16 protein-coding genes are annotated in these 16,798 nt (G+C 64.4%); 12 read left to right on the forward strand and 4 right to left on the reverse strand.

Annotated elements, in window-relative coordinates; all coding sequences use genetic code 11:
• Positions 1–69: 69 nt before the first annotated feature.
• From VGN62_RS02510 to glnA, 7 genes are all read left to right on the forward strand, one after another.
• Positions 70–330: a hypothetical protein gene (locus VGN62_RS02510; protein WP_327450841.1), complete on the forward strand. Its 261-nt coding sequence runs from the start codon at positions 70–72 to the stop codon at positions 328–330.
• A gap of 95 nt (positions 331–425) precedes the next feature.
• Positions 426–938: a hypothetical protein gene (locus tag VGN62_RS02515; RefSeq protein WP_327450843.1), complete on the forward strand. Its 513-nt coding sequence runs from the start codon at positions 426–428 to the stop codon at positions 936–938.
• A gap of 160 nt (positions 939–1,098) precedes the next feature.
• Positions 1,099–3,435, forward strand: coding sequence for an ATP-dependent Clp protease ATP-binding subunit ClpA (gene clpA / locus VGN62_RS02520; RefSeq protein ID WP_327451343.1), 2,337 nt, complete (start codon positions 1,099–1,101; stop codon positions 3,433–3,435).
• Between the two features lie 64 nt (positions 3,436–3,499).
• A complete protein-coding gene (gene map, locus VGN62_RS02525; RefSeq protein ID WP_327450845.1) occupies positions 3,500–4,339 on the forward strand; it encodes a type I methionyl aminopeptidase in 840 nt (279 codons plus the stop codon).
• Positions 4,340–4,432: 93 nt separating this feature from the next.
• Complete coding sequence (locus tag VGN62_RS02530; protein ID WP_327450847.1) at positions 4,433–6,619, forward strand: PQQ-dependent dehydrogenase, methanol/ethanol family; 2,187 nt, start codon at positions 4,433–4,435, stop codon at positions 6,617–6,619.
• A 227-nt stretch (positions 6,620–6,846) separates the two neighbouring features.
• On the forward strand, positions 6,847–7,185 hold the full coding sequence (locus tag VGN62_RS02535) for a P-II family nitrogen regulator (RefSeq protein ID WP_037518110.1): 339 nt from the start codon (positions 6,847–6,849) through the stop codon (positions 7,183–7,185).
• Positions 7,186–7,256: 71 nt separating this feature from the next.
• Positions 7,257–8,669 carry a type I glutamate--ammonia ligase gene (gene glnA / locus VGN62_RS02540; protein ID WP_062176552.1) on the forward strand — a complete coding sequence of 471 codons (1,413 nt, stop codon included), beginning with the start codon at positions 7,257–7,259 and terminating at the stop codon, positions 8,667–8,669.
• A 67-nt stretch (positions 8,670–8,736) separates the two neighbouring features.
• On the opposite strand, the gene VGN62_RS02545 is transcribed toward glnA, so the two are convergent.
• Positions 8,737–9,387, reverse strand: coding sequence for a hypothetical protein (locus VGN62_RS02545; RefSeq protein WP_327450854.1), 651 nt, complete (start codon positions 9,385–9,387; stop codon positions 8,737–8,739).
• Between the two features lie 5 nt (positions 9,388–9,392).
• Entirely contained in the window at positions 9,393–9,605 is a 213-nt protein-coding gene (locus VGN62_RS02550; RefSeq protein ID WP_327450856.1) for a helix-turn-helix transcriptional regulator, read from the reverse strand.
• Between the two features lie 148 nt (positions 9,606–9,753).
• On the opposite strand from VGN62_RS02550, the gene VGN62_RS02555 reads away from it, so the two are divergent.
• The 5 genes from VGN62_RS02555 to argJ all read left to right on the forward strand — a co-directional run bounded on the left by VGN62_RS02555 (position 9,754) and on the right by argJ (position 15,993).
• Positions 9,754–10,272, forward strand: coding sequence for a hypothetical protein (locus VGN62_RS02555; protein ID WP_327450858.1), 519 nt, complete (start codon positions 9,754–9,756; stop codon positions 10,270–10,272).
• A gap of 94 nt (positions 10,273–10,366) precedes the next feature.
• Positions 10,367–11,818: a PQQ-dependent sugar dehydrogenase gene (locus VGN62_RS02560; RefSeq protein ID WP_327450860.1), complete on the forward strand. Its 1,452-nt coding sequence runs from the start codon at positions 10,367–10,369 to the stop codon at positions 11,816–11,818.
• A gap of 57 nt (positions 11,819–11,875) precedes the next feature.
• Positions 11,876–13,186 carry a M20/M25/M40 family metallo-hydrolase gene (locus VGN62_RS02565; RefSeq protein WP_327450862.1) on the forward strand — a complete coding sequence of 437 codons (1,311 nt, stop codon included), beginning with the start codon at positions 11,876–11,878 and terminating at the stop codon, positions 13,184–13,186.
• Positions 13,187–13,281: 95 nt separating this feature from the next.
• On the forward strand, positions 13,282–14,715 hold the full coding sequence (locus VGN62_RS02570; protein WP_327450864.1) for an aldehyde dehydrogenase family protein: 1,434 nt from the start codon (positions 13,282–13,284) through the stop codon (positions 14,713–14,715).
• A gap of 51 nt (positions 14,716–14,766) precedes the next feature.
• The gene (gene argJ / locus VGN62_RS02575) at positions 14,767–15,993 is read left to right on the forward strand and encodes a bifunctional glutamate N-acetyltransferase/amino-acid acetyltransferase ArgJ (protein WP_327450866.1); all 1,227 of its coding nucleotides are present in this window, start codon (positions 14,767–14,769) and stop codon (positions 15,991–15,993) included.
• On the opposite strand, the gene VGN62_RS02580 is transcribed toward argJ, so the two are convergent.
• A complete protein-coding gene (locus VGN62_RS02580) occupies positions 15,990–16,469 on the reverse strand; it encodes a hypothetical protein (RefSeq protein ID WP_327450868.1) in 480 nt (159 codons plus the stop codon). The two genes, argJ and VGN62_RS02580, sit on opposite strands and share 4 nt — an antisense overlap.
• 6 nt (positions 16,470–16,475) lie before the next feature.
• Positions 16,476–16,796 (reverse strand): thioredoxin TrxA, encoded by a 321-nt coding sequence (gene trxA, locus VGN62_RS02585; protein WP_327450870.1) that lies wholly within the window; start codon positions 16,794–16,796, stop codon positions 16,476–16,478.
• Between the last annotated feature and the right edge of the window lie 2 nt (positions 16,797–16,798).

Raw genomic sequence — 16,798 nt, forward strand, 5'->3', positions numbered from 1 at the left:
CGAGGTTTCGGATCGCCCGATTTCGCCACGCGATCTTGCCAAGCGGCGCGAACGCGCCAAAAGGGCGGCATGGATTTCGACGACCAGCTCCGCCGCTATTTCGGCACCGCCGACATCGCGGCGATCCATCCAGAGGCGCACGCCGCGGGTACCGAACGCATGCGCGTCGACTTCGGCCTCGAAACCAACCCCGGCCGCCGCTTCGCGCTCTGGACGCTGATGTATATGCTCGGCGTCGCGCCCGATCTCGATGTCGCGTTCGAGGACGAAGGGGAGCGCGATCTGGCGCGCGATTTCATGGATATGGTTGATCGGGCGGGCGAGAATTGACGTCGGAACAGCCGGCCGCATTTGAACGATTTTATTGAACTATCATTCATTTTCAGATTGCCCCAAGGAAACGAGGTCTTTCCGGGGAGGGGTAGATGGAATTTCCACAGATCGGGCGGCTATTCGCCTACGTGCCGATGTTGTTTCTATTGCCTGCATCCGCACATGCGCAGGTAGCTCCGGAATCCCCGGTTCACACAACTGTAAATGGCGCTTTCTATTTGTGCCCCCGCCTGATCGGAACCGAAGCGGCGCCACCGGCCGAAGAGCTTTCGAAGTTAGGCTTTGAAGCCACCGCTCCACTCGTTCCAGGCCGTGGCCTATGGTTCAAAGGCGATGGCGGCAAAGGAAATCTGACTGTTTCATACGACCCGGCCGAAAAACGCTGTACGCTGGATTATGTTGGCGCCGGGTACGAACAAATTGCCGGCATTGCCCGCGATATGGTCAAGCAGAACCGTTTCGTCAGGATTACCGGCGGCGATAGAGACGGCGCCAAGGGTGATGTATTTGAAGGCGCGGCTCGCGGGCGAGCAAAAATCGCCCGGTTCATCATCATCGAAAATTACACCAACGGCTCTGCGGCGATCAGCTACTCCGAGAGGTAGCGCAGGAATCAACGCCCAATTAACCATAATACAACTCCGTCATCGTAATTTCACAAAGCCGACCGCTTTTCCCTTGCGGTGGGGCGGCGGCATCGCCACGTTGCATTTCTAAGGGGGCCGCCATCTCCCCGGCCTGGTCCCCGCAAGGAGATGAATGACCATGCCGTCTTTTTCGGAAAGCCTCGAAAAGACCCTCCATAACGCTCTGAAGGCCGCTTCGGAGCGCCACCACGAATATGCGACGCTCGAGCATCTGCTTTACGCGCTGATCGACGACGATCATGCCGCCGAAGTGATGCGCGCCTGCGGCGTCGCGCTCGACGACCTGCAATCTGCGGTTGTCCATTATCTCGATACCGAACTCGACAGCCTGAAGGTCGAGGGGCACAGCGATCCGTCGCCGACGTCGGGCTTCCAGCGCGTCGTCCAGCGCGCGATCCTGCACGTCCAGTCGTCGGGCAAGGATGAGGTGACGGGCGCCAACGTCCTCGTCGCGCTCTTCTCCGAACGCGAAAGCTATGCCGTCTATTTCCTGCAGCAGCAGGATCTGACGCGCCTCGATGCGGTCTCCTATTTGAGCCACGGCGTCGGCAAGGGCGGCAAGCCCTCGCCGCAGGCCGAGCCCGAGGAAAAGGAAGAGACCAAGGAAAAGGCCGACGGCAAGAACAAGAAGGAAACCGCGCTCGACCAGTTCACCGTCAACCTCAACGAAAAGGCGAAGGGCGGCAAGGTCGACCCGCTGATCGGCCGCAGCGCCGAGGTCGACCGCACGATCCAGATCCTCTGCCGCCGCAGCAAGAACAACCCGCTGTATGTGGGCGACCCGGGCGTCGGCAAGACCGCGATCGCCGAGGGTCTCGCGCGCAAGATCATCGAGGGCGACGTGCCCGAGGTGCTGCTGCCCGCGGTGATCTATTCGCTCGACATGGGCGCACTGCTCGCGGGCACGCGGTATCGCGGCGATTTCGAGGAGCGGCTGAAACAGGTCGTGACCGAGCTCGAAGGGCTGCCGCACGCGATCCTGTTCATCGACGAGATCCACACCGTCATCGGCGCGGGCGCCACCTCGGGCGGCGCGATGGATGCGTCGAACCTCCTGAAACCGGCGCTGTCGGGCGGTGCGATCCGCTGCATCGGTTCGACGACGTACAAGGAGTTCCGCAATCACTTCGAAAAGGACCGCGCGCTGCTCCGCCGGTTCCAGAAGATCGACGTGATCGAGCCGAGCCTCGAGGATACCAAGAAGATTCTCGCGGGCCTGCGCAGCGCGTTCGAGGCGCATCATCAGGTGCGCTATACGCAGGACGCGATCAACGCCGCGGTCGACCTCTCGGCGCGCTACATCAACGACCGCAAATTGCCCGACAAGGCGATCGACGTGATCGACGAGGTCGGCGCGATGCAGATGCTCGTCGCCCCGTCGAAGCGCAAGAAGACGATCACCGCCAAGGAGATCGAAGCCGTGATCGCGACGATGGCGCGCATTCCGCCCAAGTCGGTGTCGACCGACGACAAGGCGACGCTCGCCAGCCTCGAAACCGACCTGAAGCGCGTCGTCTTCGGCCAGAACACCGCGATCGAGGTGCTGTCGTCGGCGATCAAGCTGAGCCGTGCGGGGCTGCGCGATCCCGAAAAGCCGATCGGCAACTATCTCTTCTCGGGCCCCACCGGCGTCGGCAAGACCGAGGTCGCGAAGCAGCTTGCGTCGATCATGGGCATCCCGCTCCAGCGCTTCGACATGTCCGAATATATGGAACGCCATTCGGTCAGCCGGCTGATCGGTGCGCCCCCGGGCTATGTCGGCTACGATCAGGGCGGCCTGCTCACCGATGCGATCGACCAGAACCCGCACTGCGTGCTGCTGCTCGACGAGATCGAAAAGGCGCATCCCGACCTGTTCAACATCTTGTTGCAGGTGATGGATCATGGCCGCCTGACCGATCATCACGGCAAGACGGTCGACTTCCGCAACGTCATCCTGATCATGACGACCAATGCGGGCGCCAGCGACATGGCGCGCGAGGGCATCGGCTTCGGTGCGTTCACGCGCGAGGATGTGCAGGAGGAAGCGGTGAAGAATCTCTTCACCCCCGAATTCCGCAACCGCCTCGATGCGATCGTGCCGTTCGGCTACCTGCCGCCCGAAGTCGTCGCACGCGTCGTCGACAAGTTCATCCTGCAGCTCGAGCTTCAGCTGGCGGACCGCAACGTCCACATCCAGCTCGACGATGCGGCACGCGAATGGCTGACCGGCAAGGGTTATGACAAGCTCTATGGCGCGCGTCCGATGGGCCGCCTGATCCAGGAAAAGATCAAGCAGCCGCTCGCCGAGGAGTTGCTCTTCGGCAAGCTGGTCCATGGCGGCGAGGTCAAGGTGAAGATGAAGACCGGCGAGGATGCCAAGGTTGGCAACCCGCTCACCTTCGAAATCACCCCCGCCGCGCCAAAGGCGGGCAAGGGCAAGGCGAAGCCGAAGCTGGACAAGGCCGCGGAATAAAGGCGAAGGGGCGGCCATGGTGCCGCCCCTCGCTTTTTGAGGCCCCAGCGACTATATCACCCTCATGTACGACTATGTCTCCGTAACCGCCGGCGATGCGGCGAGCCCCACTCCCGTGCGCGACGGCACGATCAAGCTGCACGACGAGGCGGGCTTTGCCGGGATGCGCAAGGCGGGTCGGCTGTCGGCCGAGATCCTCGACGCGCTCGTTCCCTTCGTCCAGCCGGGCGTGACGACCGCGCAGATCGACGACCTCGTCCGCACGATGATGCTCGACGGCGGCGGCATCCCGGCGACATTGGGCTATCGCGGTTTCACGCACAGCTGCTGCACCAGCATCAACCATGTCGTTTGTCATGGGATTCCCGACGACAAGCCGGTGCGCGAGGGCGATATCGTCAATATCGACGTCACCAGCATCGTCGACGGCTGGCACGGCGACACCAGCCGCATGTATCTGGTCGGCGACGTGCCGATCAAGGCGAAGCGCCTCGTCGAAGTGACCTATGAAAGCCTGATGCTCGGCATCGAGCAGGCGAAGCCCGGCAACCGCATGGGCGACGTCGCGCACGCGATCCAGACGCACGCCGAGCGCCATCGTTATTCGGTCGTCCGCGATTTCTGCGGCCACGGCCTCGGACAGATGTTCCACGACGCACCCGAAGTCGTCCACGCCGGCCGCCCCGGCACCGGTCCCGAACTTCGCCCCGGCATGTTCTTCACGATCGAGCCGATGATCAACACCGGCAAATATGCGGTGAAGATGCTCGCCGACGGCTGGACTGCGGTCACCCGCGACCGCTCGCTCTCGGCGCAGTTCGAGCACAGCATCGGGATCACCGAAACCGGCTGCGAGATTTTCACCGCCAGCCCCAAGGGCCTGAACGCGCCGCCCTGGCTGTAAGCCAGCCCCCCATTTTCCCGCTTGCACCCTTGCGCCTTCGGGCGCAGTCTTGACGTTAACGTCAACGATAGGCGTCGAACGGGAGAGCAAGGGATGGCGAAACGGGTCTTTACGGCTGCGCTGCTGGGCTGCGCGGCACTGGCAATGGCTTCATGCAACGCATCGAAGAATGACAGCATCTCGGGCGGCGGGTCGCTCGACGATGCAGAGAAGGCCAGCGAGACCCTGCTCAAGACCGGCGGCAATGGCGATAATTGGGGCGCCATCGGCTACAGCTATGACGAACAGCGGTTCAGCCCGCTCACCGACATCAACGACAAGAATGTGGGCACCCTCGGCATCGCGTGGACCGCCGACCTCGACGATGCGCGCGGGCAGGAAGCGACGCCGGTCGTCGTCGACGGCGTGATGTATGTAACGCACGCCTGGTCGAAGGTCAGCGCATGGGACGCCGCGACCGGCAAGCCGCTATGGAAATTCGATCCCAAGGTTCCCGGCGAACGTGCCGTCAGCGCCTGCTGCGACGTCGTCAACCGCGGCGTCGCCGTCTGGGGCGACAAGGTCTTCGTCGGCGCGCTCGACGGCCGCCTGATCGCGCTCGACAAGAAGACGGGCAAGGAGCTTTGGTCGACGCAGACCTTCGACACGTCGAAGCCTTATACGATCACCGGCGCGCCGCGCGTCGTGAAGGATATGGTGCTGATCGGCAACGGCGGCGCCGAATTCGGGGTGCGCGGTTATGTCACCGCCTATGACGCCGACACCGGCAAGGAACGCTGGCGCTTCTACACCGCCCCCAACCCGAAGAAGGAAAAGGACGGCGCGGCCAGCGACGACATCTTCGCGTCGAAGGCCAATGCGACCTGGTCCGACAAGGGCGAATGGCAGACCTCGGGCGGCGGCGGCACCGTGTGGGACGCGATCGTCTACGACAAGGATCTCGACCAGATCTATCTCGGTGTCGGAAACGGCAACCCGTGGAACCATGGCACGCGCTCGAACGGCGAGGGCGATAACTGGTTCCTCTCGTCGGTCGTGGCTCTGGATGCCACAACCGGCAAATATAAATGGCACTATCAGGAAACCCCGGCCGAGACGTGGGATTACACCGCAACCCAGCCGATCATCCTCGCCGAGCAGGCGGTGAACGGCAAGCCGACCAAGGTGCTGTACCATGCGCCGAAGAACGGCTTCTTTTTCACGATCGATCGCGCCAACGGCAAGCTGATCGATGCAAAACCTTTCGTCGACGGGATCAACTGGGCGAGCGGCTACGACCTCGCCACCGGCCGCCCGATCGAAAATCCCGAGGCGCGCTTCTACAAGACGGGCAAGCCCTTCATCGCGATCCCCGGCGCGCTCGGCGCGCACAACTGGCACCCGATGAGCTATAACCCCGCAACCGGCCTCGTCTATATCCCCGCGCAGCAGATCCCGCAGGGCTATCTCGCCGACATGGACGAACTCGACAAAAGGAAGGTGCTGGGGTTCAACGTCGGCACCTCGCTCAACAAGACGCTGCTCCCCGACGACAAGGCCGCGTTCAAGGCGGCGGTTGCCGCCACGACGGGCCGCCTCGTCGCCTTCGATCCGCGCACCGGCAAGGTCGCATGGAGCGTCGACCATCCCGCCGCGTGGAACGGCGGCACGATGACGACGGCGGGCAATCTTGTCTTCCAGGGGACGAGCACGGGCCGCTTCCGCGCCTATGCCGCCGACACTGGCAAGCAGTTGCTCGACCTCGACATGCAGTCGGGGATCGTCAGCGCGCCGTCGACCTTCCGCGTCGGCGGGGTGCAATATGTCGCTTTCCAGACGAGCAAGGGCGGCGCCTTCCCGCTCGTCGCCGGGGTCGCCGGCGGCGTGACGCGCAAGGTGCCCAATATCCCGCGTCTCGTCGTGATGAAGGTCGGCGGCACGGTGAAGCTTCCCGCGCCGCCCGCATCGACCGCACTCGCGTGGAACCCGCCCGCAATGATCGGCACCCCGGCGCAGGTCGCCGCGGGCAAGGCGCATTTCGGGCGCTATTGCATCGTCTGTCACGGCGACAGCGCGATCGGCAACGGCTTCACCCCCGATCTTCGCGTCTCGGGCACGCTCGCCAATGCCGATGCGTGGAAGTCGGTGATCATCGACGGGGCGCTGAAGGACCGCGGCATGGTGAGCTTCGCGAGGGTGCTGACACCCGCCGATGTCGAGGCGATTCGTGCCTATGTCATCGAGCGGTCGAACTGGACGAAGGCGAACCTTCCCGATGCTTCGGCGCCGATGGGACGCTGACTGCCTATAATTTAGGCATCCAAATGAAGCCGTTGCCCACCCCTTGGGCAGCGGCTTCATTTCGTTTCAAATTTCTTACCAAAACCCCGCGATTCGCCAATTGGCACGGCTTTTGATTGGTGCAAGATGGCGGGACACCGCACCGACTCGACGGCGAACCGGGCCAGCCCAGCTGATCCGGCTCGATGCGCAAGGGGCGGCGGCCAGCCCAAAGGGGGACAAGAAGCGTGAAGAAGATTGAGGCGATCATCAAGCCGTTCAAGCTCGACGAAGTGAAGGAAGCGCTGCACGAAGTGGGTGTCAGCGGGATCACCGTCACCGAAGCCAAGGGTTTCGGCCGCCAGAAGGGTCATACCGAACTCTATCGCGGCGCCGAATATGTCGTCGACTTCCTGCCCAAGGTGAAGCTCGAAGTCATCGTCGAGGATTCGATGGCCGAACGCGTCGTGGAGGCGATCGCCGCCGCCGCGCAGACCGGCCGCATCGGCGACGGCAAGATCTTTGTCATTCCGGTCGAAACCGCGCTCCGCATTCGCACCGGCGAACGCAACGAGGACGCGCTTTAATCTCTCGCACTTTTTGGAACCCCAACACACCCCGGCACGCCGGACCATTTCGCAAGAAGGAAGCATAGACGATGGCTACGAAGCCCAAGGATATCATCGCGCGGATCAAGGAAAACGACATCGAGTGGGTCGACCTGCGCTTCACCGACCCCAAGGGCAAGTGGCAGCACCTGACCATGGTCGCCTCGATCCTCGGCGAGGACGAACTCGAAGACGGCCTGATGTTCGACGGTTCGTCGATCGAAGGCTGGAAGGCGATCAACGAGAGCGACATGATCCTCAAGCCCGACCTCGACGCGGTCTATGACGATCCCTTCTCGGCGACCCCGATGCTCGTGATCTTCTGCGACATCGTCGAGCCGTCGACCGGCGAAGGCTATGCCCGCGACCCGCGCACCACCGCGAAGCGCGCCGAAGCCTATGTCGCCTCGACCGGCATCGGCGACACCGTCTATGTCGGCCCCGAAGCCGAATTTTTCATGTTCGACGACGTCCGCTTCGAAACCGGCTACAACAAGTCGGGCTTCGAGATCGACGATATCGAGCTGCCGACGAACACCGGCCGCAGCTATGAAGGCGGCAACCTCGCGCACCGTCCGCGCGCCAAGGGCGGTTATTTCCCTGTCGCACCGGTCGACAGCGCCGTCGATATCCGCGCCGAGATGGTCTCGACGATGCTCGAAATGGGCCTGCCCTGCGACAAGCATCACCATGAAGTCGCCGCCGCGCAGCACGAGCTTGGCCTGACCTTCGGCACGCTCACCGAAACCGCCGACCGCATGCAGATCTACAAGTACGTCGTGCACCAGGTCGCGCATGCCTATGGCAAGACCGCGACCTTCATGCCGAAGCCGATCAAGGACGACAACGGCAGCGGCATGCACACCCACATCTCGATCTGGGAAAAGGGCAAGCCGCTCTTCGCAGGCAACGGCTATGCCGGCCTTTCCGACATGTGCCTCTATTTCATCGGCGGTGTCGTGAAGCATGCCAAGGCACTCAACGCCTTCACCAACCCGACGACGAACAGCTACAAGCGCCTCGTCCCGGGCTTCGAGGCGCCGGTGCTGCTCGCCTACTCGTCGCGCAACCGTTCGGCCTCGTGCCGCATCCCGTACGGTGCTGGCGCCAAGTCGAAGCGCGTCGAGTTCCGTTTCCCCGACGCGATGGCCAACCCCTATCTCTGCTATTCGGCGCTGCTGATGGCGGGCCTCGACGGCATCCAGAACAAGATCCACCCCGGCGACGCGATGGACAAGAATCTGTACGACCTGCCGCCCGAGGAACTGAGCGAAGTCCCGACCGTGTGCGGCAGCTTGCGCGAAGCGCTCGACAGCCTGCTCGCCGACCACGACTTCCTCCTGAAGGGCGACGTCTTCTCGAAGGACCAGATCGAAGCCTATGTCGAGCTGAAGTGGGACGAGGTCTATCGCTTCGAGCAGACCCCGAGCCCGGTCGAATTCGACATGTACTACAGCGCCTGATCCGCAGGATCGGCGTTGCCAAGGGAAAGGGCGTCCGGTTCGGGGGAACCGGGCGCCCTTTTTCACATCAGCGCGTCATCATCCCGCGCCGCCCGATCGCGACAAACGCGCCGAGCAGCATCATCGCCGACAATGTCGTGACGACGTCGATCGGGGTCAGCACCGCGCCCCAGCCGAGGAAATCGGCGGCGCCCCACAGGGTGAGCAACACCCAGCTGAGGCAAAAGGCCCAGAAGCATCCTTCGAGACCCAGCTGGTGGTTGAGTTCGTCGAAGTCGTTCCGCCAGCGCCACGACGCGACCACGCCGGCGACGAAGACAATCAGCAAGACGCCCATGGCGACACCCGCCGGGACAACGCCCGCGGCGAAACCCGGACCGCGCGCCAAGGCCAGCAGGACGAGCGCCACGCCGAGCGCCGCCATCGTGACGGTCGATCGCATCATACCGCGCCGCTCCTCGCGCAATTCTTCGGCATCGGCGACGTTGAGCAGCTTCGCCCCTGCCCGCGGCGCCGCCAGGCCGAAGCCGACGAGCGCCGCCATCATCGCATAGACGAGGCCGACGGCACCCAGCGCGACGCGCGAGGGGCCCATTGCGTCAAGCAGGTCCGATCCCGCGACCGCGAGCACCGCCGCCATCACGCCGCCGCCGACAAGCGCGCCGACGAGCATCTGCATTCCCGTGCGCTTCCACTTCGCTGGCTTATCCTCGGTCATGCTGTTCATTCTTCGATCTCCGGCGTCCAATGGTCGACGAACAATTCGCGCACTTCGAGCCCGAACAGGCGGGCCATGCGCAGCGCAAGCGGCAGGCTCGGGTCATATTTGTCGGTTTCGACCGCGTTGATCGTCTGGCGCGATACACCGAGGCGCCGGGCCAGTTCGCCCTGGCTCCAGCCCGCCCCTTCCCGATATTCGCGAACCCGATTTTCCAACGCCCGCTCCCTGCCTGTAAAGAACTCTTTACAGAAGCAATGCTGAAGTGTCAAACACTCTTTACACATGCCGGGTCGGGACATCCGCGATTACGCTTTGGTAAGACGCGTGCGCTATGAGAAACCCCTCTTTCCGGGGGGATTTTCGATGTTGCGTATGGTGTTTCCGGTCATGGCGTTCCTGCTTGTCACCGGCTGCGGGAAGGTTGCCGAACTGGCCAATCAGACGCGGACCGTCGCTGCGCCGCGCGAGCAGGTGTTCGCAAAGATGTTCGGCGACGGCAGCGCCTTTGCCGGCCTGCCGCTCGTCACCAACGGCGGCTCGACGCGGCTCTACGAACTCGTGGCAGAAAAGGGCGAACCCGGATTTGCGCAGCTGGTTCCCAAGGAACGGCCCGATGCCTATAAGGTCAAGGTGGCCGTTGCGATGGAAATCCCGCGTGAGGCGCATCTGATCTACAGCGTCGACGACGGCGCGCTCGCCACCGGGCTGAAATTCACCTTCGAGGAACTGGCGCCCGATCGCACCCGCGTCGCCTTCACCATCGACGAGCTCTCCGGCGACGACGCGAAGGGGCTCGCGGTCAACCGCTTCGCGCTCCAGAAAGTCGCCCGCGACGCGCTCGACAAGCTCGACGATTTCGAAGAGGTGAAAGAACCCCGCTGAGAGATGCCGTCGTCGCGGGGGTACTTACTTGCCTCCTTTATCCGCAAGTGGCACCTTCGCGCGAACGACAAGCGCAAAAAAGGGGTTTTCGATCATGCGGATGCGCGCCTTTCTCATCGGCTCCCTGCTGCTGAGCGGATGCGGCGGCGGCGATGGCAACGGCGGCGGGGGCACGCCGCCCGCGGCCAACACCCCTCCGGTCTTCACCTCACTCCAGACCGCGAGCATCGCTGAAAATACGGCCGCCGCCTATCAGGCGACGGCCACCGATCCCGACGGCGACCCGCTGACCTTTGCCATCGACGGCGGCGCCGATGCGGCGTTGTTTTCGATCACGACGACGGGTGCGCTGCGCTTCAACACCGCGCCCGACTATGACGCGCCCGGCGATGCGAATGGCGACAATGTCTATGCCGTCCAGTTGCGGGTGACCGACGGAAAGGCCGTCGCAACGCAGGCGGTCAACATCACCGTCACCGACACCCGCGACGGCATATCGGTCGTGCGCGTCGGCACCGGTTTCGACCAGCCGCTCTACGTCGCACCGATTCCTGGCGACAGCCGCGTCTATGTCGTCGAAAAGGGCGGCAAGGTGTACCGCTTCGACCCCGCGAGCGGCAGCCGGACGCTCGTGCTCAACATCACCGACATTTCGACCGTCGGCGAAAGCGGCTTGCTCGGGCTGGCGGCGTACCCCGATCATGCCACGTCGCAGCGGCTGTTCGTGCTCGCGTCGGGGTCTGATGGCAGGACGCAGGTGCGCCGCTACACGCTCGGCCGGCCCGATTCGTCGACGGTCTATGACACGGTCATGACCATCAGCCGTCCGACCAGCATTCATTGTGGCGGCTGGATCGGCTTCGGTCCCGATGGCATGGTTTATGTCACCACCGGCGACGGCGGCGACCCGACCGACGCGCGGCAAACACTGTCTCGAAGCGGCAAGATATTGCGCTTCTCGGTGGATGCGAGCGGCAGCGTCTACACCCCGGCCGGCGGCAACTCCTTCAGATTCTTTGACCCTTATGTTTATGCGTTCGGCCTTCGCAATCCCTTCCGTGCCTCTTTCCACGAGAACACCTTGCTCATCGGCGACGTCGGCCAGGATGCAGTCGAGGAAATCGACATGATCACGACGACGCGGCCCGGCAAATATTTCGGCTGGCCCGACCAGGAGGGAACGCAGCTTTACCGGTCGAGCGGACCGGTCGAAGAAAGCTTCAATCCCGTTGCCGAATATCGGCATGGCAGCGGCCCGCGGCAGGGCAATTCAATCACCGGCGGTTATGTCTATCGCGGCCCGGTGACGGCTTTGCGGGGTCATTATGTCTTCGCCGACTTCATATCGAACAACATCTGGTCGGTGCCTTTCGCCAGCCTCGCCGACGGCAAGACGCTCGATTCCTCGCGCTTCGCGCTTCGGAACGAGGATTTCACGCCCGATGCCGGGACGCTCCGTTCGATCGCCTCGTTCGGCGAGGACAGCGTGGGCAACCTCTTCCTCGTCAGCCTCGCCGGCGACATCTTCATGGTGCGCCCCGGCTGACTGCTTGCAGCGCGACAAACGAGACGCCACAAGGGCGATGTCCAGAGGAGTCTCCCCATGAAATCACTGCCTTTTGTCGCCCTCGTCGCCCTTCATCTCGCGCTCGCGCCCGCCGCGGCGGCCAAGCTGTCCAAAGCCGAAAGCGGCATGGCGAAGACGGTCACGGCCGAACAGGCGCGCAGCCTCGCGCTGCTCGAAAAGCTCGTCAACCAGAACAGCGGATCGCAGAATCTGGAAGGCGTCGAAAAGGTCGGGGCGATGATGCGCGCCGAACTCGAACCGCTTGGCTTCAAGGTCGAATGGAAAGATATGCGCGACACCGGCCGCGCTGGCCACCTGATCGCAACGCACACGGGCAAGCCCGATGGCAAGCGCCTGCTCCTCATCGCGCATCTCGACACGGTGTTCGAACCCGACTCCCCGTTCCAGACATTCGTCCGGAAGGGCGATATGGGCGAAGGCCCCGGCGCGGGGGACGACAAGGGCGGCATGGTTGTCATCGTCGCGGCGCTGCGCGCTATGAAGGCGGCGGGCACGCTGAAAGACGCCAATATCGAAATCCACATGACCGGCGACGAGGAAGATTCGGGCACGCCGATCGAGAAAGCGCGCGCCGACCTGATCGCCGCGGGCAAGCGCAGCGACGTCGCGCTCGATTTCGAGGGGCTGGTTCGCGATAACGGCGCCGACATGGGTTCGGTCGCGCGGCGCTCGTCGGACAGCTGGACCGTGACCGCGACGGGCAAGAGCGCACACAGCTCGGGCATTTTCAGCGCCGCGGCGGGCGACGGCGCGATCTATGAACTGACGCGCATCATCCACCGCTTCCGCACCGAACTGCCCGAACCCAACCTGACCTTCAACGTCGGGCTGATCGCGGGCGGGCAACAGGCCGAGCTCGACGCCGGCGGCATCCGCGCCACGGTAAACGGCAAGACCAACATCATCGCCCCGATCGCGATCGCGCGCGGCGACCTCCGCGCGCTGTCGCCCGAACAGATCGAGCGGGTGAAGGCGAAGATGGCGGCGATCGTCGCCGCGCACGCCCCCGGAACCGACGCGAAGATCGCCTTCGACCCCGGCGGCTATCCGTCGATGGCGCCGACCGACGGCAACCGCGCGCTGCTCGCGAAGCTCAACGGCGTGAACCGCGACCTCGGGCTCGCCGAAATGGCACCGCTCGATCCGCTGAAGCGCGGCGCCGGCGACATCAGCTTCGTCGCCGCCGACGTCGACGGACTCGCGGGACTCGGGCCGTACAGCACCGGCGACCACGCACCGGGCGAAGCCGTCGACATCCCGAGCATTTCGCGTCAGGCGACGCGCGCCGCCATATTGATGTCACGCCTGGCTGCTGAAAAGCGCTGACCCGCCAGTTTTCACAGTTGGCCGCGCTTGATTCATCAGGCACAGTGATTAGGTAGCAATCCGAGACGGAATTGACCGCCGATGGGAGAAGAATGATGAGCACCGAAACGCACCTCAAGCAGAATTACATCGGCGGCCGCTGGGTCGACAGCAAGGGCGGCAAGCTCCACGACGTGATCAACCCCGCGACCGAAGAAGCCGCATCGACCGTCGTGCTCGGCACCGCAGCCGACGTCGACGATGCCGTCGCGGCGGCGAAGGAAGCCTTCAAGACCTTCTCGCAAACCACGCGCGAAGAACGCCTCGACCTGCTCAATCGCATCGTCGAGGAATATAAGAAGCGCGCGCCCGACCTCGCCAAGTCGATGGCGAGCGAAATGGGCGCCCCCGTCAGCTTCGCGGGCACCGCGCAGGTCGGCGCCGGGATCGGCGGCTTCCTCGGCACCATCGCCGCGCTCAAGGATTTCAGCTTCACCGAAAAATATGCCGCGGGCCTGATCGCCTATGAACCGATCGGCGTCGTCGGCATGATCACGCCGTGGAACTGGCCGCTCAACCAGATCGCACTCAAGGTCGCCCCCGCGCTCGCCGCGGGCAACACGATGGTGTTGAAGCCCTCCGAAGAATGCCCCGGCAACGCCGTGATCTTCGCCGAAATCCTCGAGGCCGCGGGCGTGCCCGCCGGCGTGTTCAACCTCGTGCAGGGCGACGGCCCGACCGTCGGCAACGCGATCAGCGCGCATCCCGGCATCGAAATGGTGAGCTTCACCGGCTCGACCCGCGCCGGCATCCTCGTCGCCAAGGCGGCAGCCGACACCGTGAAGCGCGTCCATCAGGAACTCGGCGGCAAGTCGCCGAACATCGTGCTGCCCGACGCCGATTTCGCCGCGGTGCTGCCCCCGACGGTGCAGGGCGTGCTCGTCAACACCGGGCAGAGCTGCATCGCGCCGACGCGCATCCTCGTCCAGAAGGACCGCGAGGCCGAGGCGGTCGGCGTCATCAAGGCGATGTTCGACGGCACGTCGGTCGGCGACCCGCAGGCCGAGGGCGGCCATATCGGCCCCGTCGTCAACAAGGCGCAGTTCGACAAGATCCAAGGCCTGATCCAGTCGGCGATCGACGAGGGCGCGACGCTTGAGACCGGTGGCACCGGCCTGCCCTCGAACGTCAACCGCGGCTATTACATCAAACCGACGGTCTTCTCGGGCGTTACGCGCGACATGCGCATCGCGAACGAGGAAATCTTCGGCCCCGTCGCAACGATCATGGCCTATGGCGACCTCGACGAAGCCGTCGATATCGCGAACGACACCGAATATGGCCTGTCGGCGGTCGTTTCGGGCGACCCCGCCAAGGCAGCCGAAATCGCACCGAAGCTGCGCGCCGGCATGGTCGCGGTCAACGCATGGGGCCCCGGCCCCGGCGCGGCGTTCGGCGGCTACAAGGCGTCGGGCAACGGCCGCGAAGGCGGCGTGTTCGGGCTCAAGGATTTCATGGAAGTGAAGTCGATCAGCGGCATTCCCGCCTGATCGCATCCAAAGCCTGATTGACGTCGGGGGCGTAGCGGTTAAGCGGGCGGCATGACCACCCGCTCACCGCTCGCCCCCGACTCATTTCCGGCCCTCCCCGACATCGCCGGGGTGACGCGCCGCGTCGCGCGCGCGCAGTACAAGACCTGGGACCGCTGCGACCTCACCTATGTCGAACTCGCGCCCGGCACGACCGTCGCCGGCGTCTTCACGCGCAATGTCTGCTGCTCGTCCGAAGTCGAACTCGGCCGCGAACAGGTAAAGGGCGGCAAGGGCCGCGCGCTGATCGTCAACGCGGGCAACAGCAACGCCTTCACCGGCTACCGCGGGCGCGAGGCGGTCGAGCAGATCATGGCGCAGGTCGCCGGCCACCTCGGCTGCGAACAAGGCGAAGTCTTCGTCAGCTCGACCGGCGTCATCGGTGTGCCGCTGCCCAAGGACAAGGCGCGCGCCGGGGTCGCGGCCGCGCTCACCGCCGAACCCTGCTCGTGGGAGGCGGCCGCCGAAACGATCGGCACCACCGACACCTTCGCCAAGGGTTCCGCCGCCAGCGCGGTGGTCGGCGGCACCACCGTCCATGTCGCGGGCATCGTCAAGGGATCGGGGATGATCGCCCCCGACATGGCAACGATGCTCGGCTATATCTTCACCGACGCCGCAGTCGCGCCCGCGCTGTTGCAGGACATGCTGAGCGAGGCGACCGGTGGAACGTTCAACAGCATCACCGTCGACAGCGACACCTCGACCAGCGACACCGTATTGCTTTTCGCGACCGGACAGGCGGGCCACGCCACGCTCACCACCCGCGACGATCCGGGCGCCGATGCGCTTTATGCGGCGATCCGAGAAGTCGCCCTCGACCTCGCGCAGCAGGTCGTCCGCGACGGCGAAGGCGCGTCGAAATTCATCGAAATCCAGGTCACCGGCGCGACCAGCGACGCCAGCGCGAAGCGCGTCGCGCTCGCGATCGCCAACTCGCCGCTCGTGAAAACCGCGATAGCGGGCGAGGATGCCAACTGGGGCCGCGTCGTGATGGCGGTGGGCAAGGCAGGCGAACCCGCCGACCGCGACCGCCTCGCGATCCGCTTCGGCGACCATTGGGTGGCGAAGGACGGCCTGCCCGTCGACGGTTATGACGAGGCGCCCGTCGCGGCGCACCTCATTGGGCAGGACATCCGCGTCGGCGCCGACCTCGGCCTCGGCGAAGGCCGCGCGACCGTCTGGACCTGCGACCTCACCCACGGCTACATCAGCATCAACGCCGATTACCGGAGCTAGCGGCCAGCAGCCCCGAGACGCTCGACCGATACGACACGGTCGGCAAGGAACAGCCCGTCGCTAGCACCAAAATGTCCGAAGCCGCCGGGTGCCGCCGGATCGGCTTTGAGCGCATAGCGCCCCGTCACGCGTATCCGGTAGATCTGGCTTCCGCCCTCGCCGCGCTTGGGTGCAGGGGCGTCCCATCGCGTTTCATCGTCCGTCGAAAACCAGATACGACGTGAACGCACATCGCGCCGCACACGCTCCGCATCCTCCAAAGTCCGCCCTTGAGGGATCAGGCGCTGCCCTTCGAATTCGTCGACCCATAGACCGGACACGGTCGTCGAGGCACTGAAATCATGGCATTTCCGGTCACCGCGATAGATCATTACGGGGTGACCGTTGGATATCGAACGGTCGAAACATCTGTCCGTGCCATCGCTTGCCGCGGCGAAAGCAAGCGGCAACCCAAGCGCGAAAGTCAGCGCAATCACGACGCCTTACAGCGCGCCTTCGAGCCAGCCCTTGAGCGCGCTCTTCGGCGCCGCACCGACCTTGGTGTCGGCGATCTCGCCATTCTTGAACAGGATCATCGTCGGAATACCGCGCACGCCATATTTGCTCGGCGCGTCGGGATGATCGTCGATGTTGAGCTTGGCGATGACGACCTTGCCCGCGAGTTCGTCCGAGATTTCTTCGAGCGACGGGCCGATCATCTTGCACGGACCGCACCATTCGGCCCAGAAATCGACGAGCACCGGGGTGTCGCTGTCGAGCACGTCAGCCTGGAAGCTGGCGTCGGTAATGGCCTTGGTACCCATAG

The organism is Sphingopyxis sp., from assembly GCF_035998905.1.
GTDB lineage: Bacteria > Pseudomonadota > Alphaproteobacteria > Sphingomonadales > Sphingomonadaceae > Sphingopyxis.

Excerpts from the sequence above, each read along its gene's own strand:
- VGN62_RS02510 (WP_327450841.1), top strand. The coding sequence starts at position 70 with ATGGATTTCGACGACCAGCTCCGCCGCTATTTCGGCACCGCCGACATC.
- VGN62_RS02515 (WP_327450843.1), top strand. The coding sequence starts at position 426 with ATGGAATTTCCACAGATCGGGCGGCTATTCGCCTACGTGCCGATGTTG.
- clpA (WP_327451343.1), top strand. The coding sequence starts at position 1,099 with ATGCCGTCTTTTTCGGAAAGCCTCGAAAAGACCCTCCATAACGCTCTG.
- map (WP_327450845.1), top strand. The coding sequence starts at position 3,500 with ATGTACGACTATGTCTCCGTAACCGCCGGCGATGCGGCGAGCCCCACT.
- VGN62_RS02530 (WP_327450847.1), top strand. The coding sequence starts at position 4,433 with ATGGCGAAACGGGTCTTTACGGCTGCGCTGCTGGGCTGCGCGGCACTG.
- glnA (WP_062176552.1), top strand. The coding sequence starts at position 7,257 with ATGGCTACGAAGCCCAAGGATATCATCGCGCGGATCAAGGAAAACGAC.
- VGN62_RS02545 (WP_327450854.1), bottom strand. The coding sequence starts at position 9,387 with ATGACCGAGGATAAGCCAGCGAAGTGGAAGCGCACGGGAATGCAGATG.
- VGN62_RS02555 (WP_327450858.1), top strand. The coding sequence starts at position 9,754 with ATGTTGCGTATGGTGTTTCCGGTCATGGCGTTCCTGCTTGTCACCGGC.
- VGN62_RS02560 (WP_327450860.1), top strand. The coding sequence starts at position 10,367 with ATGCGGATGCGCGCCTTTCTCATCGGCTCCCTGCTGCTGAGCGGATGC.
- VGN62_RS02565 (WP_327450862.1), top strand. The coding sequence starts at position 11,876 with ATGAAATCACTGCCTTTTGTCGCCCTCGTCGCCCTTCATCTCGCGCTC.
- VGN62_RS02570 (WP_327450864.1), top strand. The coding sequence starts at position 13,282 with ATGAGCACCGAAACGCACCTCAAGCAGAATTACATCGGCGGCCGCTGG.
- argJ (WP_327450866.1), top strand. The coding sequence starts at position 14,767 with ATGACCACCCGCTCACCGCTCGCCCCCGACTCATTTCCGGCCCTCCCC.
- trxA (WP_327450870.1), bottom strand. The coding sequence starts at position 16,796 with ATGGGTACCAAGGCCATTACCGACGCCAGCTTCCAGGCTGACGTGCTC.